This window comes from Mesorhizobium kamtschaticum (assembly GCF_056174585.1).
On the sequence record NZ_CM149691.1, the window covers coordinates 6,170,516 to 6,189,386 of the forward strand.

An 18,871-nucleotide genomic window follows, 5' to 3' on the forward strand; every position below is an offset into this window, starting at 1 on the left:
TGGGCTGCGAATCGACAGACAAGGAGCCGGCCAATGCCACAGCGCCGCGATCTTACCATAGATGAGGCCGTCCGGGATCCGATGATCCGGCTGGTCATGAAAGCAGATGGGGTCGACCCCCGCGCCTTCGAGAAGATGCTTCGCTCGCTTGCCGATGAGCAGCGTCGCGAGGTGCCGTTGCTGCGGTCACGGGAAGCCTCCCGTGACGGGCACGGCCAGTTGTCCAGGGTTGCCAGCGCCTTCGGGCGGGCAAGAGCAGCCGGCGAGGCATGTGTGTCGTGGTAAACTTTTTCATCCACCGTCCGATCTTCGCCTCGGCGATCGCCATCATCATGGTGCTCGCCGGGACGATCTGTTATTTCCTGCTGCCGGTCTCGCAGTTTCCCGACATCACGCCGCCCCAGGTCGTGGTCAGCGCCCACTATCCGGGCGCCAGCGCGCAAGTCGTGGCCGACACGGTGACGACGCCGCTGGAGCAGCAAATCAACGGCGTGCAAGGCATGACCTACATGTCGTCGACGAGCTCCAATGACGGCTCCTCGACCATCACCATCACCTTCGATGTCGGCTATTCCCTGAGCACCGCCGCCGTCGACGTCCAGAACCGCGTCTCGCAGGCGGCCTCGTCGCTGCCGGCTATCGTCAACCAGGGCGGCGTGACGATCAAGAAGCAGAACCCGAACTTCGTCCTGATCGTCAACCTCACCTCGCCCGACAAGTCCATCGATCCGGTGGCGCTCTCGAACCTTGCCTATCTGCAGGTCGTCGATCCGCTGAAGCGTCTGCAAGGCGTCGGCGACGTGCAGATCTTCGGCGAGCGGCGCTATTCGATGCGCGTCTGGCTCGACCCGGACAAGCTCGCCAATCTCGGCATCACCGCCGTCGACGTGCAGAATGCCATCGCCGAACAGAACGTCCAGGTGGCCGCCGGCAAGATCGGCCAGTCGCCGGCTCCCGCCGGCACCGCCTTCGAAATGCAGGTCAACGCCGTTGGCCGCCTGGGCGACCCGAAGGAATTCGGCGACATCGTGGTGCGCGCCAACACCGACACCGGCTCGCTGGTGCGGCTGCGCGACGTCGCCCGCATCGAGCTCGGCGCCCTGCAATATTCTTCGTCGGCCTTCTTCGGCAAGGACCCGACGGTGGTGCTCGCCGTCTATCAGATGCCCGGCTCCAACGCGCTCGACCTTCAGCAGCGCGTCAAGGACAAGATGCAGGAGCTGTCGGCCCGTTTCCCGAAGGGCGTGTCCTACGCGATGCATTACGACACGACGCGCTTCGTCTCGGCCTCGATGCATGACGTGCTGATCACGCTCGGCGAAGCCCTGGTGCTGGTCGTTGCCGTGGTGTTCGTCTTCTTGCAGAGCTGGCGCACGACGATCATCCCGACCATCGCCATTCCGGTGTCGCTGGTGGCGACGCTCGTCGTCATGGAGATGATGGGCTTCTCGCTCAACATGCTGTCTTTGCTCGGCATGGTGCTGGCGATCGGCCTTGTCGTCGACGATGCCATCGTGGTGGTCGAGAATGTCGAACGACAGCTCGAGGCTGGGTTGAAACCACTGGCGGCGACCAAGGCCGCCATGGCCGAAGTCACCGGCCCGATCATCGCCACCACCGCCGTGCTGATGGCGGTGTTCGTGCCGGTCGCCTTCATTCCCGGCGTTTCCGGCAAGCTCTACAACCAGTTCGCGCTGACGGTGGCGATTTCGGTCGGTATTTCCGCCTTCAATTCGCTGACGCTCAGCCCCGCGCTCAGCGCCGCCTTCCTGCGCCATCGTGGCGAGACGCAGTTCGTGCTGTTCCGCTGGTTCAATACGGGTTTCGACAAACTGTCGCATGCATACGCCCATGGCGTGCGCATTCTCATCCGCTTGCGCTGGATCATGCTCGGCCTGTTCGCGGCCGGGCTGGTTGCCACCTATTTCGTCTGGCAGAAGCTGCCCTCGACCTTCCTCCCGGTCGAGGACCAGGGTTATTTCTTCGTCGTCATCCAGTTGCCCGACGGTGCCTCGCTGGAGCGTACCGACGCGGTGGCGCAGAAGGCGCGCGACATCCTGCAGGCGACGCCCGGCGTCGACATTGTCGGCTCGATCAGCGGCCTGAACTTCCTGACCAGTGCGGCGCAGTCGAACTCGGCGGTCGAGTTTGCGATTTTGAAGCCCTGGGAGGAGCGTACTCCCGACCAGAGCGCATCGAAGCTGGTTGCCGACGTGCGCGGCAAGCTGTTGCAGATACCGGAAGCCTTTGCGTTGAGTTTCGATCCGCCTTCGATACCGGGTATCGGCACCACGGGCGGCTTCGAATTCGTCGTCGAGGATCTCACCGGTCGCGGCAGCACGGCTCTCAACGACGCGACGCAGGCCGTGATCGCTGAGGCGCGCAAGCAGCCGGAAATCAATCCGCAGCAGTTGTTCTCGCCGTTCTCGACCTCGACGCCGCAGTTCAACTACGACCTCGACCGCAGCAAGGCCAAATTGCTCGGCCTGAACCTGCCCGATGTCTTCAACACGCTGCAGATCTATCTCGGCTCCCTCTACGTGAACGACTTCAACCTGTTCGGCCGCACCTTCCGGGTGACCATACAGGCCGACAAGGATGCACGCGCGGGTGCCGCCGACATCTCACGGCTCTATGTGCGCAATGCGTCGGGCGGCATGGTGCCGCTCAGCACACTGGGCAAGCTGGTGCCGTTCGTCGGGCCGGAAACCGTGCCGCACTACAACAACAACGCTTCGGCCTCGATCAATGGCGGCGCCGCACCGGGCTTCTCTTCCGGCCAGGCGGTCGCTGCCATGGAACGGGCCGCGGCCACCGCGCTGCCCAGGGATTTCGGTTTCGAATGGACCGGCATCACCTTCCAGGAGCTCAAGGCAGGATCGATCGCGTCCGTCGTCTTCGGCCTCGCCATCGTCTTCGTCTTCCTGATCCTGGCGGCGCAGTATGAGAGCTGGGCGATGCCGTTCATGGTGCTGCTAGCGGTGCCATTGGCCTTGTTCGGCGCGTTCGCGGCGCTCTGGGTGCGTGGCATGCAGATCGACGTCTACTCGCAGATCGGCTTCGTCATGCTGATCGGCCTGGCGGCCAAGAACGCCATCCTGATCGTCGAGTTCGCCAGACGGCGGCGCGAGGAAGGCTTGAGCATCGTCGAGGCGGCAATGGAAGCCGCGCGGCTGAGACTCCGGCCGATCCTGATGACGGCCTTCGCCTTCATCCTCGGCGTGCTGCCGCTGATGTTCGCGACAGGCGCTGGCGCTGCAAGCCGGCAGTCGATCGGCACCACCGTGTTCGGTGGCATGGTCGCCGCGACCATCCTGTCGCTGGTGTTCGTGCCGGTCTTCTACGCGGTCATCGAACAACTGCGGGAGCGCCGCGAAAGCGGCGAACCCGCCTCCTCCAAACACACTGAACCAACTGCCGAACCCGCCTTCCCTCCCCTGGCGGAAGCGGCTGAATAAGATTGGAGACTAATTATGCGTAAATGGAAAATCGCGTTGGGAACGGCTGTCGCGCTGGGTGCGATCTCGGTGGCCAGCGTCCACCTGCTCGACATGGGCAACCTCAGGCTCAGCGCCGGCACGGCGGGAGCGGCGACGCCGGCTCAAGCGGCATTCGTCATGCCGGTGCCGGTGGCAAGCGTGATCAAGAAGACGATCCCGATCTATCTCGACTATGCCGCCCGCATCGAGCCGATCCGCAGCGTCACGCTGCAGGCACGCGTGCCTGGCTACCTGCAGGAACAGACGGCGCAAGACGGCGCCGATATCCGCCAGGGCGACCTTCTCTACAAGATCTCGCCTGACGACTTCCAGGCCGCGCTTGACCAGGCGAAAGCCCAGGTCCAGCGCGACACGGCAACGCTCGACTATGCGCGGTCCAATCTCGGCCGCGGCACCGAGCTCGCCAAGAGCGGTTACCTGGACAAGGACAGTTTCGACCAGCGCACCAGCACCTTGCGTGAAGCGCAGGCGTCGCTGGCGCTCAACCAGGCGGCCGTGCGCACGGCCGAGCTCAATCTGAGCTACGCCGAGATCCACGCGCCGTTCACCGGGCGCCTGGGCCGCAACCAGGCTTCGGTCGGCACGCTGGTCAGCGTCGCCGGCACAGTGCTCAACACGCTGGTGCAGCTCGACCCGATCTATGTCACCTTCAATCCGAGCGAGACGGATCTGACCGAGATCGAGCAGGCCCGCGCAGACGGCCCGATCGAGGTCGAGGTCCTGCTTCCCGGTGAGACCGAGACCAGCCAGAAGGGCGAACTCACCTTCATCGACAACACGGTCGACCATTCGACCGGAACCATCACCGCCCGCGCCACCATCGGCAATGCAAAGTTCACGCTGATGCCTGGCCAGTATGTTCGCGTGCGGCTGCATATCAGGCAGCAGCCCGACGCGCTGATGGTGCCGCAGACTGCGCTGGGCTCAAGCCAGCTCGGCAAATATCTCTATGTCGTCGGCAAGGGCAACACAGTCGACCAGCGGCTGGTCTCGCTCGGCCCGACCAGCGGCGATCTGGTGGCTATCCTGAGCGGTGTTGCCGAAGGCGACCAGGTGATAACTGGCAATCTGCAGAAGATCGGACCTGGAATGCCGATCTCGCCACTGCCACAGAAACCGGCTACCTGAATCCCCCGCAGGCCCGGTTTCCGCGCGGCGCCCCGACCTTTTCTCAGGTCGCGGGCGCCGTTTTCACGAGCAGGCCGACGAGAGCGGCGACATCGGCGCGATCGGCCTTGGCCGGCGGCATGAACGCGCAATAGGGATGGCCAAGGCGCACTGAAACTGACGAGAGCGCGATCAGGCGGCCAGCCTCCAGATCGGCCTGCGCCATCACCCGCTGCCCGAGCGCAATGCCCAGACCCAGCCTCGCAGAGGCGATCGCCAGGCTGGATAACCCGACGCGGCGCCCATGCGAGGGGTCGGGTGAGCGGCTGCCGCCGCAGGCAGAAAACCAGTCCGCCCAGGTCGGGTGCGAAGCATAATTCGGGCCCCAATTGGTGTGGATGAACAGGCTCTCATGCAGGTCCGTGAACCCCGGATCGCCATTGCCGTGCCGGTGCCAGAAGTCCGGCGCGCAGACCGGCAGCACATCGTCATGGACGAGGCGGACCATGCGCAGGCCGGGATAGTGATAGTCGCCATAGGAGATGCGCAGGTCGACATTCTGGCGCATCAGGTCGATCGGATCGTCCTCCGCCCGCACGTCGATCGCCATATGCGGAAAGGCATCGAGAAGAGCCGCCAGCCTCGGCGCCAGCCACAGTTCGGCCAGCGAGAACGGCACGCTGACCACAAGCCGTGTCCTCAAGCCGCCTTCCAGCATGCGCTGGCCGATGGCGGCGATGTCGCCGAGCGCACGCGCCGTCTGCGGATAGATGGCATGGCCGGCGTCGGTGAGCGTGATGCGGTTGCCCGTGCGCACGAACAGCTGCTTGCCGAACCAGGTTTCGAGATTGCGGATCTGCTGGCTGACCGCCGCCGAGGATACGCCAAGCTCGCTCGCGGCCAAAGTGAAGCTGCCGGCGCGGGCCGCGACTTCGAAGGCCTTGATCGCGTTCAGCGGTGGCAGCCGTTCCATGATAGGTTCCATAAGTTTTTCTTGGTCAGTCGTAATAATTTTCCGCGTTGAGGGAAAGAAATTTTTGCCGTCTTCTGTGCCCAACCCTTGGAGCACCCGACATGAAAGACATCCTCGATCTCGACCGCTATCCGCTCGATCGCGAAGGCAGCGCCGAATGGAACCATCTCGTCGAACAGTCGATCGAAGCCCTCAGGGCTGACGGCATGTTCAATCTCGAAGGTTTTTTGCGGCCCGACGTCGCCGAACAGGCGGTGCGGGAAATCAAGCCGGTGATGGACACCCAGTCCCATGTGCACAAGCGCATGCACAACATCTACTTCAAGCCCGATATCCCCGAACTCGCACCCGAACATCCCGCACTGCGCAAGGTCGAAACCATCAGCCACACGGTCTGCGCCGACCAGATTCCCGGCAGCACCGTGCTTGCCATCTACGAGTATGAACCGCTGGTGCGGTTCCTAGCGGCGACCATGGGTAAGGAAAAACTGCATGTCATGCAGGATCCGCTGGCACGCACCAATGTCATGGCCTATCGCGCCGGCGAGGCGTTGAACTGGCATTTCGACCGTTCCGAATTCACCACGACGCTGCTGCTGCAGCAGGCGGAGCGCGGCGGCGACCTCGAATACCGCACCGATCTCCGGTCGGATGACAACCCGAATTATGAGGGCGTCGCCAAGTTGCTCGAAGGGCGCGATCCCGACGCAAAAATCCTGCGCATGAAGCCGGGCACGCTGAATGTCTTTCGCGGCAAGAACACCGCGCATCGCGTCACCACGGTCGGAGGCGATCGCGAACGCATGATCGCGGTGTTTTCCTACTATGAGAAGCCGGGTGTGATGTTCAGCACCGAGGAGCGCGTCGGCTTCTACGGCCGGGCGGCCTGAGCCAACCGCATGCGGGCCAGCTGTCGGGCGAAAAAATCTGAAAATCACATCTTGTTAGATTGTCGACAATCTGATTGTCTTGCCTTCTGTTCTCGCTGGAGTGGGCCGGATGGTGACGACGGATTTCAGCCCGATTGCCGACACGACGCGCCGCGCCGAGATCGTGGCGCTGCTGCGGCGCGCGATCCTGACCGGGCAACTGCAACCCGGCCAGAAGCTCAATGAGCTCAGGATTTCCGAACAGATGCGGGTCAGCCGCGCGCCCTTGCGCGAGGCGATGCGCGAGCTGGTGCAGGAAGGCATCCTGACCAGCATTCCCTATGCCGGCACCTTCGTCATCGACGTCACCGCCAAGGACATCGACGATGCCTATTCGCTCAACCAGGTGTTGGACGAATTTGCCATCGAGTGCACCTGGCCGCTGCGCGACCAGCGCTTCTTCGACGAGCTTGACCGCCGCCACGAAGCGGTGAAGCAGGCGACCCGCAACCTCGACACCACAAGGCAGATCGAAACGGCGCTGCAACTGCATGGCCTGATCTATGAATGGGCCGACAACTCGGTGCTTCTGGAAACCTGGCAGCGGTTGACCAGCCGGCTGCAGATGTATTTCGCGCTGCACCAGCATGCGCGCAACGAGCCGGTGCCGGCCGAAGACGTCCATGAGGTTTACGTGCGGCTGCTCAAGGGCACCGACATGCGCGCTGCCCAGCGCCATGCCCGCGAGCATATCCACCTCGATTTCGAACAGCTGCTTTCTTACGCACGCGGCCTCGAACTGCGCCCATCAAGGGGCGCCTGATCAATTCCCCAGACATTGCAGCCAAGGGACAGACACGTGCGGATCGAAACCATCAAAGCCTACCATGTCGTGCAGCCCTTCGTGGACGGGCCCTACCGCATGTCCAAGGGGCGCGAGGCTGACGCCTTCGACGCGGTGATCGTCGCCATCACCGCCGACAGCGGCCTCACCGGCTGGGGCGAGATGGCGCCGCTCGGCAACTTTTATTCGGCCGCCTTCCCGGCCGGCACCCGCGCCGGCGTGCCGGAAATCGCGCCGCACCTCATCGGCCACGATCCGCGTGGCCTGGCCAGCATCGGCAGGCTGATGGACACGGTGTTCAAGGGCCATCCCTACATCAAGTCGGCTCTCGACATGGCGTGCTGGGATCTCGCCGCGCGCGCGGCCGACGTGCCGCTGGTCACGCTGCTCGGCGGCAAGGAGAGCGACACGGCCGAACTCTACAAGGTCGTCACCCATGGCAGCGTCGACGCCATGGCCGCACTGGCCAAGCGCATCGTCAAGGACGGCTTCCACCGACTGCAGGTCAAGGTCGGCGGCAATGTCCATGACGACATCGAGCGCGTCACCGCGGTCGCCGCTTCGGTGCCGAAAGGCACCGTGATCTTCTGCGACGCCAATGCCGGCTGGACGCCCTATCAGGCGCGGCAGTTCGCCGATGCCACACGCGCCATCGACTACACGTTCGAGCAGCCCTGCACAACCATCGACGAGAACATGTCGGTGCGCCGCATGCTCGACAAGCCGATGGTGCTCGACGAATCCGTCATCTCGCTCGAGGCAATGCTGGAAATCCATCGCCTGGGTGCGGCCGACGGATTGACGCTGAAGATTTCGCGGCTGGGCGGCATCACCAAGACCCGTCTGATCCGCGACGTCGCCGTCGATCTCGGTTTCATGATCACGGTCGAGGACACTGGCGGTGCCGAGATCGACACGGCAGCGATGGCGCATCTGTCGCTGTCGACGCCGGAGGAGCGCCGGCTGCATGCGATTGCCTTCCATGAATGGGTGACGGTGCGCACCGCCTCGAACAAGCCGCCGGTCACCGGCAGCCGGATGGGAATTCCGGACGGGCCGGGCCTTGGCATCGACGTCGTTCCCGACCTGCTCGGTGCGCCGTTCTTCGAGATCGGACGCTGACATGAAAATCCGCAGCATCAAGGCCACGCCGATCAATCTTCGCCTCGAAGCGCCGTATGGCTGGGTCTTCGGCGAGCTCGACGGGTTTTCGCAGACCATTGTCGAGGTCGAGACCGAGGATGGGCTGATCGGCCTCGGCGAGGCGCCGACGCCGGCGGCAGCGGCCATCATCAATGGTGTTCTGGCCGAGCGCCTGGTCGGTCGCGATGCCTTCGATATCGCCGGCGCCGAGCATGTCTGCCTGCCCTACTGGACCGGCGTGCAGTCGATCAATGACCGCACGCGCATCATGGCCTTCGGCGCCGTCGAGATGGCGCTGTGGGACCTGCGCGGCAAGGCGTGGAACCAGCCGCTCTACCAGCTGCTCGGTGGCGCCGTGCGCAAGGACATCCCGTTCACCGACTATTTCTCGCTGCGCGGCGACGGACCCAAGGTGAAAGGCGAGACGACGCCGGAAGAAGTCGCCGACTATTGCGTCGAACTGCACGAGACGCATGGAACGACCTTCTTCGAAGGCAAATTCTCGACGCAAGACCCGAAAATCTCGCTGAGAATGGTCGAGCTGATCCGCGAAAAACTCGGCGACGAGGCGATGATCCGCATCGATTCCAACCAGGCCTATTCGCTCAGCACCGCGCGGCGGCTGGCGCGGCCGCTCGAGGAGCTCGGCGTGCGCAACTGGGAGGATCCGGTGGCGACGATCGAGGAGATGCGCCAGTTGCGGCAGCATTGCTCGATCCCGTTCTCGACCCACAACATCGACATTGCGCGCGCCATGGACCTCAAGGTCCCGGACGCCTTCGTCGGCAATCCGACAGCGCATGGCGGCATCGGCCGCATGCTGCGGTTCGTCGGCGCCTGCGAGCACGCCGGCGTCGATTTCTGGTGCTACAGCGGCGACAGCGGCATCGGCAGCGCGGCCTATCTGCATCTGTGCGCGGCGCTCGGCTGGATCCGGGAGCCGAACCAGTCGCTGTTTCGCATGCAGCCCTTGGATATCACCGAGGAAGGGCCGTTTTCGCCGAGGAATAATGTCGTGCGCGTGCCGGAAGGCCCCGGTCTCGGCGTCACCTTGTCGCGGAAAAACCTCGCGGCCTGCCATCGCGATTTCGTCGAGAACGGCGCGTGCAACAAATATCACGACCCGGCGAAGCCCGGAACATATCGCCGCCTGCCGCTCAACTAGGAGAACGAGAAGGAAAGGAGACTTATTCAACAACAAGAAGTCCGCGCCGCGATCGGATCGTGACGACAGGACCTGACGGGTGGAAGCATTGCCTCAAGAAAATCTGACCCCTCCGTCGCAAGGATCGGATGGACCAGACAAAACCGCATGCTACAGTCCCGGTCGACCGACTTCGTTGATGGCCGGGATGAGGAGAACTCCACGGAATTTCGTCAACTGAAATGCATTCTTCAGCCATAAGAAACAGGGGAAAGGGTTAAACCCATGAGCAAGAACTACCGCATTCTCGACCTGATCCGGCGCAACCGCTCGCCGCTCGAAAATCACCTGATCGACGGTCTCGTCGACGGCCGCGTCAGCCGCCGCGACTTCATCCGCCATGGCAGCCTGCTCGGCCTGTCGCTGCCGCTTCTGGGCGGTATCACCACGGCGGCCGGCTTCGGCGGCATGCCGTCGCTCGCCCGCGCCGCGGGTGCCGCGGGGGCCACCATCCGCGTCGCCAGCAGCGTGCCGGCAGCAGCCATCGACCCGGTCACCATTGCGGACGCCGGCGGCCTGCTCGTCATGCAGCAGGTTGCCGAATTCCTCTGCGTCGATGGCCCCGACCTCGTGCTGCAGCCGGCCCTGGCCGAGAGCTGGAAGCCGAACGACAACGGTACGGTGTGGACCTTCAAGCTGCGCAAGGGCGTGAAATTCCACTCGGGCGGCGAAATGAAGGCCGACGACGTCGTGGCCAGCATCGATCGCCTTGCCGATCCGGCAAACTCGTCCAACGCACTGTCGGTGTTCACCGGCATCCTGCAGAAGGGCGCCACCAAGAAGGTCGACGATTACACGGTCGAATTCCATCTCGACGCGCCGAACGGCAACTTCCCCTACATGGTATCGTCGGACAACTACAACGCGGTCATCATCCCGGCGAGCTACAAGGGCGATTACGAGAAAAGCTTCGACGGCACCGGCCCGTTCAAGATCGAAAAATACACGGCAAAAGTCGGCGCGTCCTTCGTCCGCAACGACGACTACTGGGGGCCGAAGGCGCTGCCGGATCGCACCGAGTTCACCTTCTTCACCGATGTGCAGCCGATGATCCTGGCATTGCAGGGTGGGCAGGTCGACATCATCAACCAGATGCCGGTGCTGGCCGGCGTTGCACTGCTCAATGATCCGAGCGTCGACATCATCAGCCTGAAGTCGGTCGCGCACCAGCAACTGCATCTGCGCTGCGATTCCGATCCGCTCAAGGACCCGCGCGTGCGTCGCGCTATCGCGCTCAGCCTCGATCGCGACAAGCTGGTCGCCGGCCTGATGAAAGGCCGTGCTTCGCCTGGCAACGACAGCCCGTTCGCGCCTGCCTATCCGTCGACCGATACAAGCGTGCCGCAGCGCAAGCAGGATATCGCGCAGGCCAAGCAGCTGATGGAAGCGGCCGGCGCCGGCAAGGGTTTCAAGGTGACGCTGACCACCGAGCGCTACCTGGAAATTCCCGAATACGCCCAGCTCATCCAGAATTGGGTCAAGGAGATCGGTATCGAGCTCGAGCTCAACATCCTCGACCAGGGCGGCTACTACGGCGATGCGGTGTTCGGCAAATCGAACTGGCTGGATTCGGTGATGGGCATTACCGACTATGGTCACCGCGGCGTGCCTAACGTGTTCCTTGCAGCACCCCTGAAGAGCGACGGCACCTGGAACGCCGCGCACTTCAAGAACAAGGATTACGACACGCTGGCAAACAGCTACATCGCCGCGCTCGACCTTGAAGCGCAGAAGGCTGACGCCGGCAAGATCCAGAAGCTGCTGCTCGAGGAAACGCCTGTTATCTTCGGCTATTTCTACGACTATCTGACGGCAACGGCGAAGGGCGTGGCCGGCGTGCAGCCGACCGCCATGTCGCAGTTGTTCCTCGACAAGGCAACGAAGGCCTAAGCGGAGGCAAACAAAGCCCATCCCGCAACCGCCAGCCCCCTCCGGGGGCTGGTGCTTTCGCTGCCAGGTCGAGGCAAAGCGCTGCGCGCCGGCCTGACGCGGAACCTCGCGTTGCGGGACGATTGATCATTGATCCGTCCCATGGAGTCCGAGACCCTGCTCACCACCATGCATTGGGGGACTTACGAAGTCCGTGCCGAGAACGGCAGGCTCGTCGGCGTCGAGCCGTGGAGCGGCGACCCCGATCCGTCGCCGATCGGCAGGTCCATGCTCGGCACGGTACAGGGCGACTTGCGCGTGTCCCGTCCCGCCATCAGGCGCGGTTGGCTGGAGGGAGACAGGGCCAGCGGCAAGGGCGGGCGCGGCAGCGAGCCTTTTGTCGAAGTCTCCTGGAAAACGGCACTGGACATCGTGGCCGCAGAACTCGTGCGTGTTCGCCTCGAGCATGGCAACAGCGCGATCTATGCGGGCTCCTATGGGTGGGCGAGCGCGGGGCGGTTCCACCATGCCCAGAGCCAGGTCCACCGCTTCCTCAACGCGATCGGCGGCTATACGAGTTCGGTGCTCAGCTATTCCTATGGCGCGGCCGAGATCATCCTGCCGCATGTCCTTGGCGGCACCGATGGCCTGACGGGCAATCATTCCACCTGGGACGGGATCGAACGGCATAGCAAACTGATCATCGCCTTTGGCGGCCTGCCCTGGCGCAACGCGCAGATACAAGGTGGTGGCGCGGCCCGTCACGAGGCGGCAGCGGCCTTGCAAAAGGCCGTCGGCAACGGCGCCCGGCTGATCAACGTCTCACCCGTGCGCGATGATGCGCCGCGCGGCGTCGAAACCGAATGGCTGCCGCTGCGGCCGAACAGCGACACCGCGCTGATGTTGGCTCTATGCCATGTCCTCATCAGCGAGCACCGTCATGACGAGGCATTCCTGGCGCGCTACTGCACCGGCTTCGAGGCTGTCCGGGCCTATGTCCTGGGAGACACCGACGGCCAGCCGAAGAGCCCGGCATGGGCCGCCGCCCTGAGCGGCGTGACAGAGGACAGGATCGTCGCGCTGGCGAGGGAAATGGCCGCCAAGCGCACAATGTTGATGGTGAGCTGGTCCTTGCAGCGCGCCGACCATGGCGAACAGCCATATTGGGCGGCGATCACGCTTGCCGCGCTGCTCGGCCAGATCGGATTGCCGGGCGGCGGCTTTGGCTTCGGCTATTCGTCGACAAATGGCGCAGGAAGACCGGAGATGGGATTTCGGTGGCCGTCCGTGCCGCAAGGCAGGAACCAGGTGCCGGACTTCATCCCGGTCGCGCGGATGGCCGACATGCTGCTCAATCCCGGCGGTTCCTTCCAATTCAACGGCGCCACGATGTCCTATCCCGACATCAAGCTGGTCTACTGGGCCGGTGGCAATCCCTTTCATCATCACCAGGATCTGAACCGGCTGGTCGAGGCGTGGCAACGTCCTGAAACCATCATCGTCCACGAGCCCTTCTGGACGGCGACGGCGCGCCATGCCGACATCGTGCTGCCCGTCACCACGCCACTGGAGCGAAACGATCTCGCCTTCTCGAGCCGCGAAAACCTCGTGGTCGCCATGAAGCAAGCGATCGACCCCGTGGCGGAAGCCCGCGACGATTATCGTATCTTTGCCGACCTGTCGGCACGGCTCGGCACCGGCGAAGCCTTCACCGAAGGGCGCGAAGCCGGCGAATGGATCCGGGTCCTTTACGATCAGGCCAGGGACAATGCGAACGCGGCCGGGGTCGAGATGCCATCCTTCGATCGTTTCTGGCACGACGGACACGCCGATCTTGCCCGACAGGTGACGTCGCAGACACTGCTTGGCGCCTTCCGGACCGATCCGGACCGGCACCGGCTGGCAACGCCGTCGGGCCGCATAGAGCTGTTCTCGCCGACGATCGATTCCTACGACTATGACGACTGTCCGGGCCACGCCGTGTGGCTTGAGCCGCGGGAATGGCTGGGCAGCGACCTCGCCAGCCGGTTCCCGCTGCATCTTCTGTCACCGCAACCGGCCGACAAGCTGCACAGCCAGTATGATCACGGCTCGGTCAGCCGCGCGGGCAAAGTGTCGGGCCGCGCGCCGCTGTGGATCAACCGGGCGGATGCCGCGGCGCGCGGCATCGTGGGCGGAGCGGTCGTGCGCGTTTCCAACGATCGCGGAGCATGCCTGGCGGGCGCCGTGCTGACGGATGGCCTGATCCCTGGAGTCGTCCAGTTGCCCACCGGGGCATGGTTCGACCCTTCCTCGCCAGGACAGCCGCACAGTATGGAAAAGCATGGCAATCCGAATGTGCTGACGCCTGACCGGGGTACGTCGCGCCTTGCCCAATCGCCGACCTGCAATTCGACGCTTGTTCAGGTGTCGCGATTTGACGGAACCGTTCCCCCGGTGACAGCATTCGATCCGCCTGCCACAGTGCGTTTAGCCGACGTGTCCGGCCTGGCCGGACCGCAGCCCCATCACAAGGAGGCTTAGCCATTCTCTCCTTCTTTGCCCGGCGTGTTTCCCTGTCGCTCGTGACGCTGTTCCTGCTCAGCATCATGGTGTTTCTGGGCGGCCAGGTGCTGCCCGGCAATGTCGGGCGCGCGATCCTGGGGCCGTTTGCCGACCAGCGCGCGGTCGATGCGCTCAATCATACGCTCGGCGTCGATCGCCCGCTGCTCACACAATATGCGACCTGGATCTGGAACTTCGTCCGCGGCGACATGGGCACGTCCTACATCTTCCGCTCGCCGGTGGCGCCGTTTGTCATCGATGCCTTGGGCAATTCGATGAAGCTGGCCGCGGTCGCCTTCGTGCTGGTGGTGCCGATCGGTATTCTCGGCGGCGTCATTGCCGCGCTCAACCTCAACCGCCCGCTCGACCGCATCATCAGCCTTGGCGGCCTGTCGGTGACGGTGCTGCCGGAGTTCGTCACCGGCATCATCCTGATCCTGATCTTCGGTGTGTGGCTGCGCTGGCTGCCGATCTCGGCGGCATGGCCGAAGGATGCCGGCTTCTTCACCCAGCTCTATTACCTGATCCTGCCGTCGCTGCCGCTGTTCCTGGTGCTGTTCGGCTATATCGCGCGCATGGCGCGCTCCGGCATGATCGAGGCGCTCGATTCCGACTATACGCGAACGGCGGTGCTCAAGGGCCTGCCCTGGCGCACGGTGATCTGGCGCCATGTGCTGCGCAATGCGTTGCTGCCGACCATCACCGTCATTGCCACGCAAACCGGCTATCTCATCGGCGGCCTGGTGGTGATCGAGACGCTGTTTCGCTACCAGGGCATCGGTTCGCTGATCTTCACCGCCGCGCGCGGCAAGGACTTTCCGATGCTGGAATCGGGCATCCTCACCATCGGCATCGTCTATGCCGTGGCGACATTGATCGCCGACTTCCTCTATTCCGTGCTTAATCCGCGCATCCGGCTGGGGTCAGACCAATGAGCGCCGTCCAGACCACCTCTCCGCCACAAGACGACACACGCCGGCGCAGTCCCATGGCGGAAGTCTTTTCTCGCTGCTGCGCTCGCGAACCTTCCTCGTCGGCCTGTTCATCGTGCTGTTCTGGGTCGCCTGCGCGCTGTTCGGCGAACATTTTGCACCCTACGACCCGCTCGCAGACGACATCATCAACGCGCTGGCACCCCCCTCGCGCGAACACTGGTTCGGCACCGACCAGATCGGCCGCGATGTCTTCTCGCGCGTCATCGTCGGCTCGCGCGATATCCTCACCGTCGCGCCACTGGCAACGCTGCTGGCGACGGTGGCCGGCACCGCGCTTGGCCTGCTCACCGGCTATTTCCGCGGCATCGTCGACGATGTCGTCAGCCGCATCCTCGAAGCCTTCATGGCGATCCCCGTGGTCATTGTCGCGTTGCTCGCCATCGTCGCGCTCGGCACCTCCAAGACCACCGTCATCGTCGTCATTGGACTGAGCTTCGCGCCAATCATTGCCCGCACCGTGCGCTCCGCGGTGCTGGCCGAGCGCGAACTCGACTATGTCGCCGCCGCACAGCTCCGGCATGAGAGCGCGCTGCATACGATGTTCGTCGAGATCCTGCCCAACGTCATCCCGCCGATCCTGGTCGAGACCACCGTGCGGCTGGGTTACGCCATCTTCGCGGTCGCCACGCTGTCCTTCATGGGTTTTGGCATCCAGCCGCCATCACCCGACTGGGGGCTGTCGATCTCCAGCAATTACGGCATGATCGGCGGCGGCTTCTGGTGGACGGTGCTGTTCGACGCGCTCGCCATCGCCTCGCTGGTGATCGGTGTCAACCTGGCGGCCGATGGCGTCCATGGAGCGCTCAATGACTAACTCAGCAAAGGCCGAAAACGCCCTCGAACTGCACGATCTGTCAGTCGCCTACCGGGTGGCCGGGCGCAACCGCGCTGTGCTGCGCAATCTCAGCCTCAACATCAGGCAAGGCGAGGCCTACGGGCTGGTCGGCGAATCCGGCTGCGGCAAATCCACCGTGGCGCTCACCGTCGTGCGCTATCTGCCGAGGAACGGCTCGATATCGGGCGGCGCCATCTCGCTCGACGGCCAGGACGTCATGAAGCTCGATGCCGAAGCCTTGCGGCGCGCACGGGCCGAAAGCGTCTCGATGGTCTATCAGGATCCCGGCAAGGCGCTGAACCCGTCGATCCGCATCGGACGCCAGCTGACCGAGATCTTCGAGCTTGCCGGCGTCACGGGCAAGGCGGCTGAGGATCGCGCCATCGCGATGCTCAACCGCGTGCGCATCTCCGATCCGCCAAGCGTCATGCAGCGCTACCCGCACCAGCTCTCGGGCGGCATGCAGCAGCGCGTGGCGATCGCCATGGCGCTGGCCAATGACCCGTCGATGCTGATCCTCGACGAGCCGACCACCGGCCTCGACGCGACGGTCGAAGCCGAGGTGCTCGACCTGATCGCACAGCTGCGGCAAGAGCTGTCGGCCTCGATCCTGTTCATCAGCCACAATCTCGCTGTCGTCTCCAACATGTGCGACCGGGTCGGCGTGCTCTATGCCGGCATGCTGGTCGAGGAAGGACCGACCGACGTCGTCTTCAACGATCCGCGCCACCCTTACACCGTTGCGCTGCTGCGCTGCCTGCCACGCGGCGGCCAGCGCAAGGATCAGGGCCGGCTCGACACCATTCCGGGCTTCCTGCCGGGCATTGGCGCTGACATCAAGGGCTGTGCCTTCGCCGACCGCTGCGCGCTCGCCGACGATCGCTGCCGCACCGAATTGCCGCCGCTCTATGATCTCAGTGACGAGCGCGGAAAACGCCTGTCGCGTTGCTTCCATCACGACAAGGCGCAGGCCCTGCCGCGCGCCACACCCAGCGATGTTGCGCCTGCACCAAAGCCGGCGGCAGCACCGGTGCTGCGTGTCGCCGGGCTGAACAAGACCTATGCCAGCCATGGCCATCCCTTGCGCGCCGTCAAGGATGTCTCGCTTGATCTGCGGCCCGGCGAGACACTGGGGCTGGTCGGCGAATCCGGCAGCGGCAAGACCACTTTCGCCAGGCTGCTGCTCGGCCTTGTGTCGCCCGATGAGGGCGGCACCATCGAGCTCGAGGGCAAGGCGCTGGCGCCGAAGCTGGAGAACCGCGGCGACGATCAGGTCAAGGCGCTGCAGATCGTCTTCCAGAACCCGGACTCAGCGCTCAACCGCTCGCATTCGATCCGCCACATCCTCGGCCGCGCCTTGAAGCGGCTGGCCGGCCTCTCCGGCAAGGCGCAGGAGGCGCGTCTCGACGACCTCGTCCGCTCGGTGCGCCTCACCGACCGGCATCTGGCCGTCAAGCCGCGCCAGCTGTCAGGCGGGCTGAAGCAGCGCGTCGCGATTGCACGCGCCTTCGCCGGTGATCCGCGCATCGTCGTCTGCGACGAGCCGACCTCGGCGCTCGACGTCTCCGTCCAAGCGGCGATCCTCAACCTGCTCGCCGACCTGCAGTCGAAGGAAGACGTCAGTTACATCTTCATCTCGCATGACCTTGGCGTGGTGCGTTACCTCTCCGACAAGATCGCCGTGCTCTATCTCGGCCGCATCATGGAGATCGGGCCATCGGAGGAAGTCTTCTCCGGGCCGCATCATCCCTATACCGAAGCGCTGCTGTCGGCCGTGCCCAAGCTCGACCAGACCGAAACCGCGCGCATCCGGCTCGACGGCGAAATCCCCAGCGCCACCAACCCGCCATCAGGCTGCGTCTTCCACACACGCTGCCCGCGGAAGATCGGCCTGATCTGCGAGCAGCAGGAGCCGCCGCTGGCAGAAGCACAGCCCGGACACTCGATCCGCTGCCATATTCCCTATGCGGAACTGACGAGGCTGCAGAAACCGGCCGTGATCGAAGCGGCATAGCAAGGCATCACTGGCCGGCTACCTCAGGCCGGCCATGCCCAGGGAGCGGTCGCCTTCCGAAAAACCTTGATCGCTGGTCCAGTCCTTGGCCAGCAAGCGCAAGCCCGTCAGCGCGACGTCGAGCACATCCGACGAGACGGGGTTAGAGGGATAGGCGAGATAGATCGGCCGCTGGAACATTGGCGCGTTGTCGATGCGCCGCATCTCGCCGCGCTCGATATGGCCGCTGACGGCGCTGAGCGGCAGATAGGCGGCCGCCTGCTGCGACAGCACATGCTGCAGGCCGATGAAGACCAGCCCGGCAGAAATGGCCGGCTTGACCATGCCGGCAAAGGCGCGGTCATGCTCGATGCGGAATTCCAGCCCCCAGTCCATCAGGATGTAGTTTTCGGTCCACGGCTTGGTCTGCGCGGCATGCTGGACCAGCACCACATGATCGACAGCCAGCGTTTCATAGACGATTCCGGGATGCGGGCGCGGCAGATAGAGAATGCAGATGTCGAGCAGGCCTTCGGCCAACTGGTCGATCGCCAGGTCCGGGAAACTGCCTTCGAGCCGCAGCGCCACGTTCGGCCGCTTGGCACGCATCCATTCGACCCAGGGCGAAGTGATCAAGTCCCAGAGATAGGCGGGCGCGGTTAGCCGCAGCAGTGTCTCATAGCCATCGGGAACGGCGATATCCTGCCTCGATTGCTCCCAGGTGCGGGTGATGGAAGAGGCGTGCGGCAGGAACTGCCGGCCCGCCGGCGTCAGTGTAACGCCGTCGCGGTCGCGCACGAAAAGCCGGCGTCCCAATTGCTCCTCCAGCCCCCTGATCCGCGCACTGACGGTGGATTGGGCGAGATCGAGCCGGCTGGCCGCGACAGTGAAGCTGCCATGTTCGGCAACCTCCAGGAAGCTGCGCAGGTTTTCGGTATCCATGCTCACACCTTGCATCGAAAATTTCGATGACCCCTATCAAAAAATATCGCTTT

13 protein-coding genes and 1 pseudogene are annotated in these 18,871 nt (G+C 64.1%); 12 read left to right on the top strand and 2 right to left on the bottom strand.

The window, feature by feature from the left end:
* The first annotated feature begins 33 nt into the window (after positions 1-33).
* The 3 genes from AC0V7N_RS30770 to AC0V7N_RS30780 are packed head-to-tail and all read left to right on the top strand — an operon-like array spanning position 34 to position 4,628.
* Positions 34-285, top strand: coding sequence for a hypothetical protein (locus AC0V7N_RS30770; protein WP_475451942.1), 252 nt, complete (start codon positions 34-36; stop codon positions 283-285).
* Positions 279-3,458: a multidrug efflux RND transporter permease subunit gene (locus AC0V7N_RS30775; RefSeq protein WP_496627478.1), complete on the top strand. Its 3,180-nt coding sequence runs from the start codon at positions 279-281 to the stop codon at positions 3,456-3,458. Before AC0V7N_RS30770 ends, AC0V7N_RS30775 begins: the two co-directional genes overlap by 7 nt.
* A 15-nt stretch (positions 3,459-3,473) precedes the next feature.
* Positions 3,474-4,628 (top strand): efflux RND transporter periplasmic adaptor subunit, encoded by a 1,155-nt coding sequence (locus AC0V7N_RS30780; RefSeq protein WP_475451943.1) that lies wholly within the window; start codon positions 3,474-3,476, stop codon positions 4,626-4,628.
* Positions 4,629-4,671: 43 nt separating this feature from the next.
* Here AC0V7N_RS30780 and AC0V7N_RS30785 read toward each other — a convergent pair whose 3' ends face one another.
* The gene (locus AC0V7N_RS30785) at positions 4,672-5,580 is read right to left on the bottom strand and encodes a LysR substrate-binding domain-containing protein (RefSeq protein ID WP_475451944.1); all 909 of its coding nucleotides are present in this window, start codon (positions 5,578-5,580) and stop codon (positions 4,672-4,674) included.
* A 101-nt stretch (positions 5,581-5,681) separates the two neighbouring features.
* Between AC0V7N_RS30785 and AC0V7N_RS30790 the strand changes: the two genes are divergently transcribed.
* The 9 genes and pseudogenes from AC0V7N_RS30790 (at position 5,682) to AC0V7N_RS30830 (ending at position 17,897) form a co-directional block, all read left to right on the top strand.
* Complete coding sequence (locus AC0V7N_RS30790) at positions 5,682-6,470, top strand: HalD/BesD family halogenase (protein ID WP_475451946.1); 789 nt, start codon at positions 5,682-5,684, stop codon at positions 6,468-6,470.
* Between the two features lie 109 nt (positions 6,471-6,579).
* Complete coding sequence (locus AC0V7N_RS30795; protein WP_475451947.1) at positions 6,580-7,272, top strand: GntR family transcriptional regulator; 693 nt, start codon at positions 6,580-6,582, stop codon at positions 7,270-7,272.
* 36 nt (positions 7,273-7,308) lie between these two features.
* Entirely contained in the window at positions 7,309-8,415 is a 1,107-nt protein-coding gene (locus tag AC0V7N_RS30800; protein WP_475451948.1) for a mandelate racemase/muconate lactonizing enzyme family protein, read from the top strand.
* Position 8,416: 1 nt separating this feature from the next.
* The gene (locus tag AC0V7N_RS30805; protein WP_475451949.1) at positions 8,417-9,601 is read left to right on the top strand and encodes a mandelate racemase/muconate lactonizing enzyme family protein; all 1,185 of its coding nucleotides are present in this window, start codon (positions 8,417-8,419) and stop codon (positions 9,599-9,601) included.
* Between the two features lie 264 nt (positions 9,602-9,865).
* Entirely contained in the window at positions 9,866-11,530 is a 1,665-nt protein-coding gene (locus AC0V7N_RS30810) for an ABC transporter substrate-binding protein (RefSeq protein ID WP_475451950.1), read from the top strand.
* A gap of 141 nt (positions 11,531-11,671) precedes the next feature.
* Complete coding sequence (locus AC0V7N_RS30815; RefSeq protein WP_496627479.1) at positions 11,672-14,032, top strand: molybdopterin-dependent oxidoreductase; 2,361 nt, start codon at positions 11,672-11,674, stop codon at positions 14,030-14,032.
* A gap of 65 nt (positions 14,033-14,097) precedes the next feature.
* Positions 14,098-14,988: an ABC transporter permease gene (locus AC0V7N_RS30820; protein ID WP_475460569.1), complete on the top strand. Its 891-nt coding sequence runs from the start codon at positions 14,098-14,100 to the stop codon at positions 14,986-14,988.
* Positions 14,985-15,862 (top strand): annotated as a pseudogene (locus AC0V7N_RS30825) (ABC transporter permease). The gene AC0V7N_RS30820 and the pseudogene AC0V7N_RS30825 overlap by 4 nt, the downstream one beginning before the upstream one ends.
* A complete protein-coding gene (locus AC0V7N_RS30830; protein ID WP_475451954.1) occupies positions 15,855-17,897 on the top strand; it encodes a dipeptide ABC transporter ATP-binding protein in 2,043 nt (680 codons plus the stop codon). The pseudogene AC0V7N_RS30825 and the gene AC0V7N_RS30830 overlap by 8 nt, the downstream one beginning before the upstream one ends.
* Before the next feature lie 18 nt (positions 17,898-17,915).
* Here AC0V7N_RS30830 and AC0V7N_RS30835 read toward each other — a convergent pair whose 3' ends face one another.
* Positions 17,916-18,818, bottom strand: a complete 903-nt coding sequence (locus AC0V7N_RS30835; protein WP_496627480.1) for a LysR family transcriptional regulator — start codon at positions 18,816-18,818, stop codon at positions 17,916-17,918.
* Positions 18,819-18,871 lie beyond the last annotated feature (53 nt).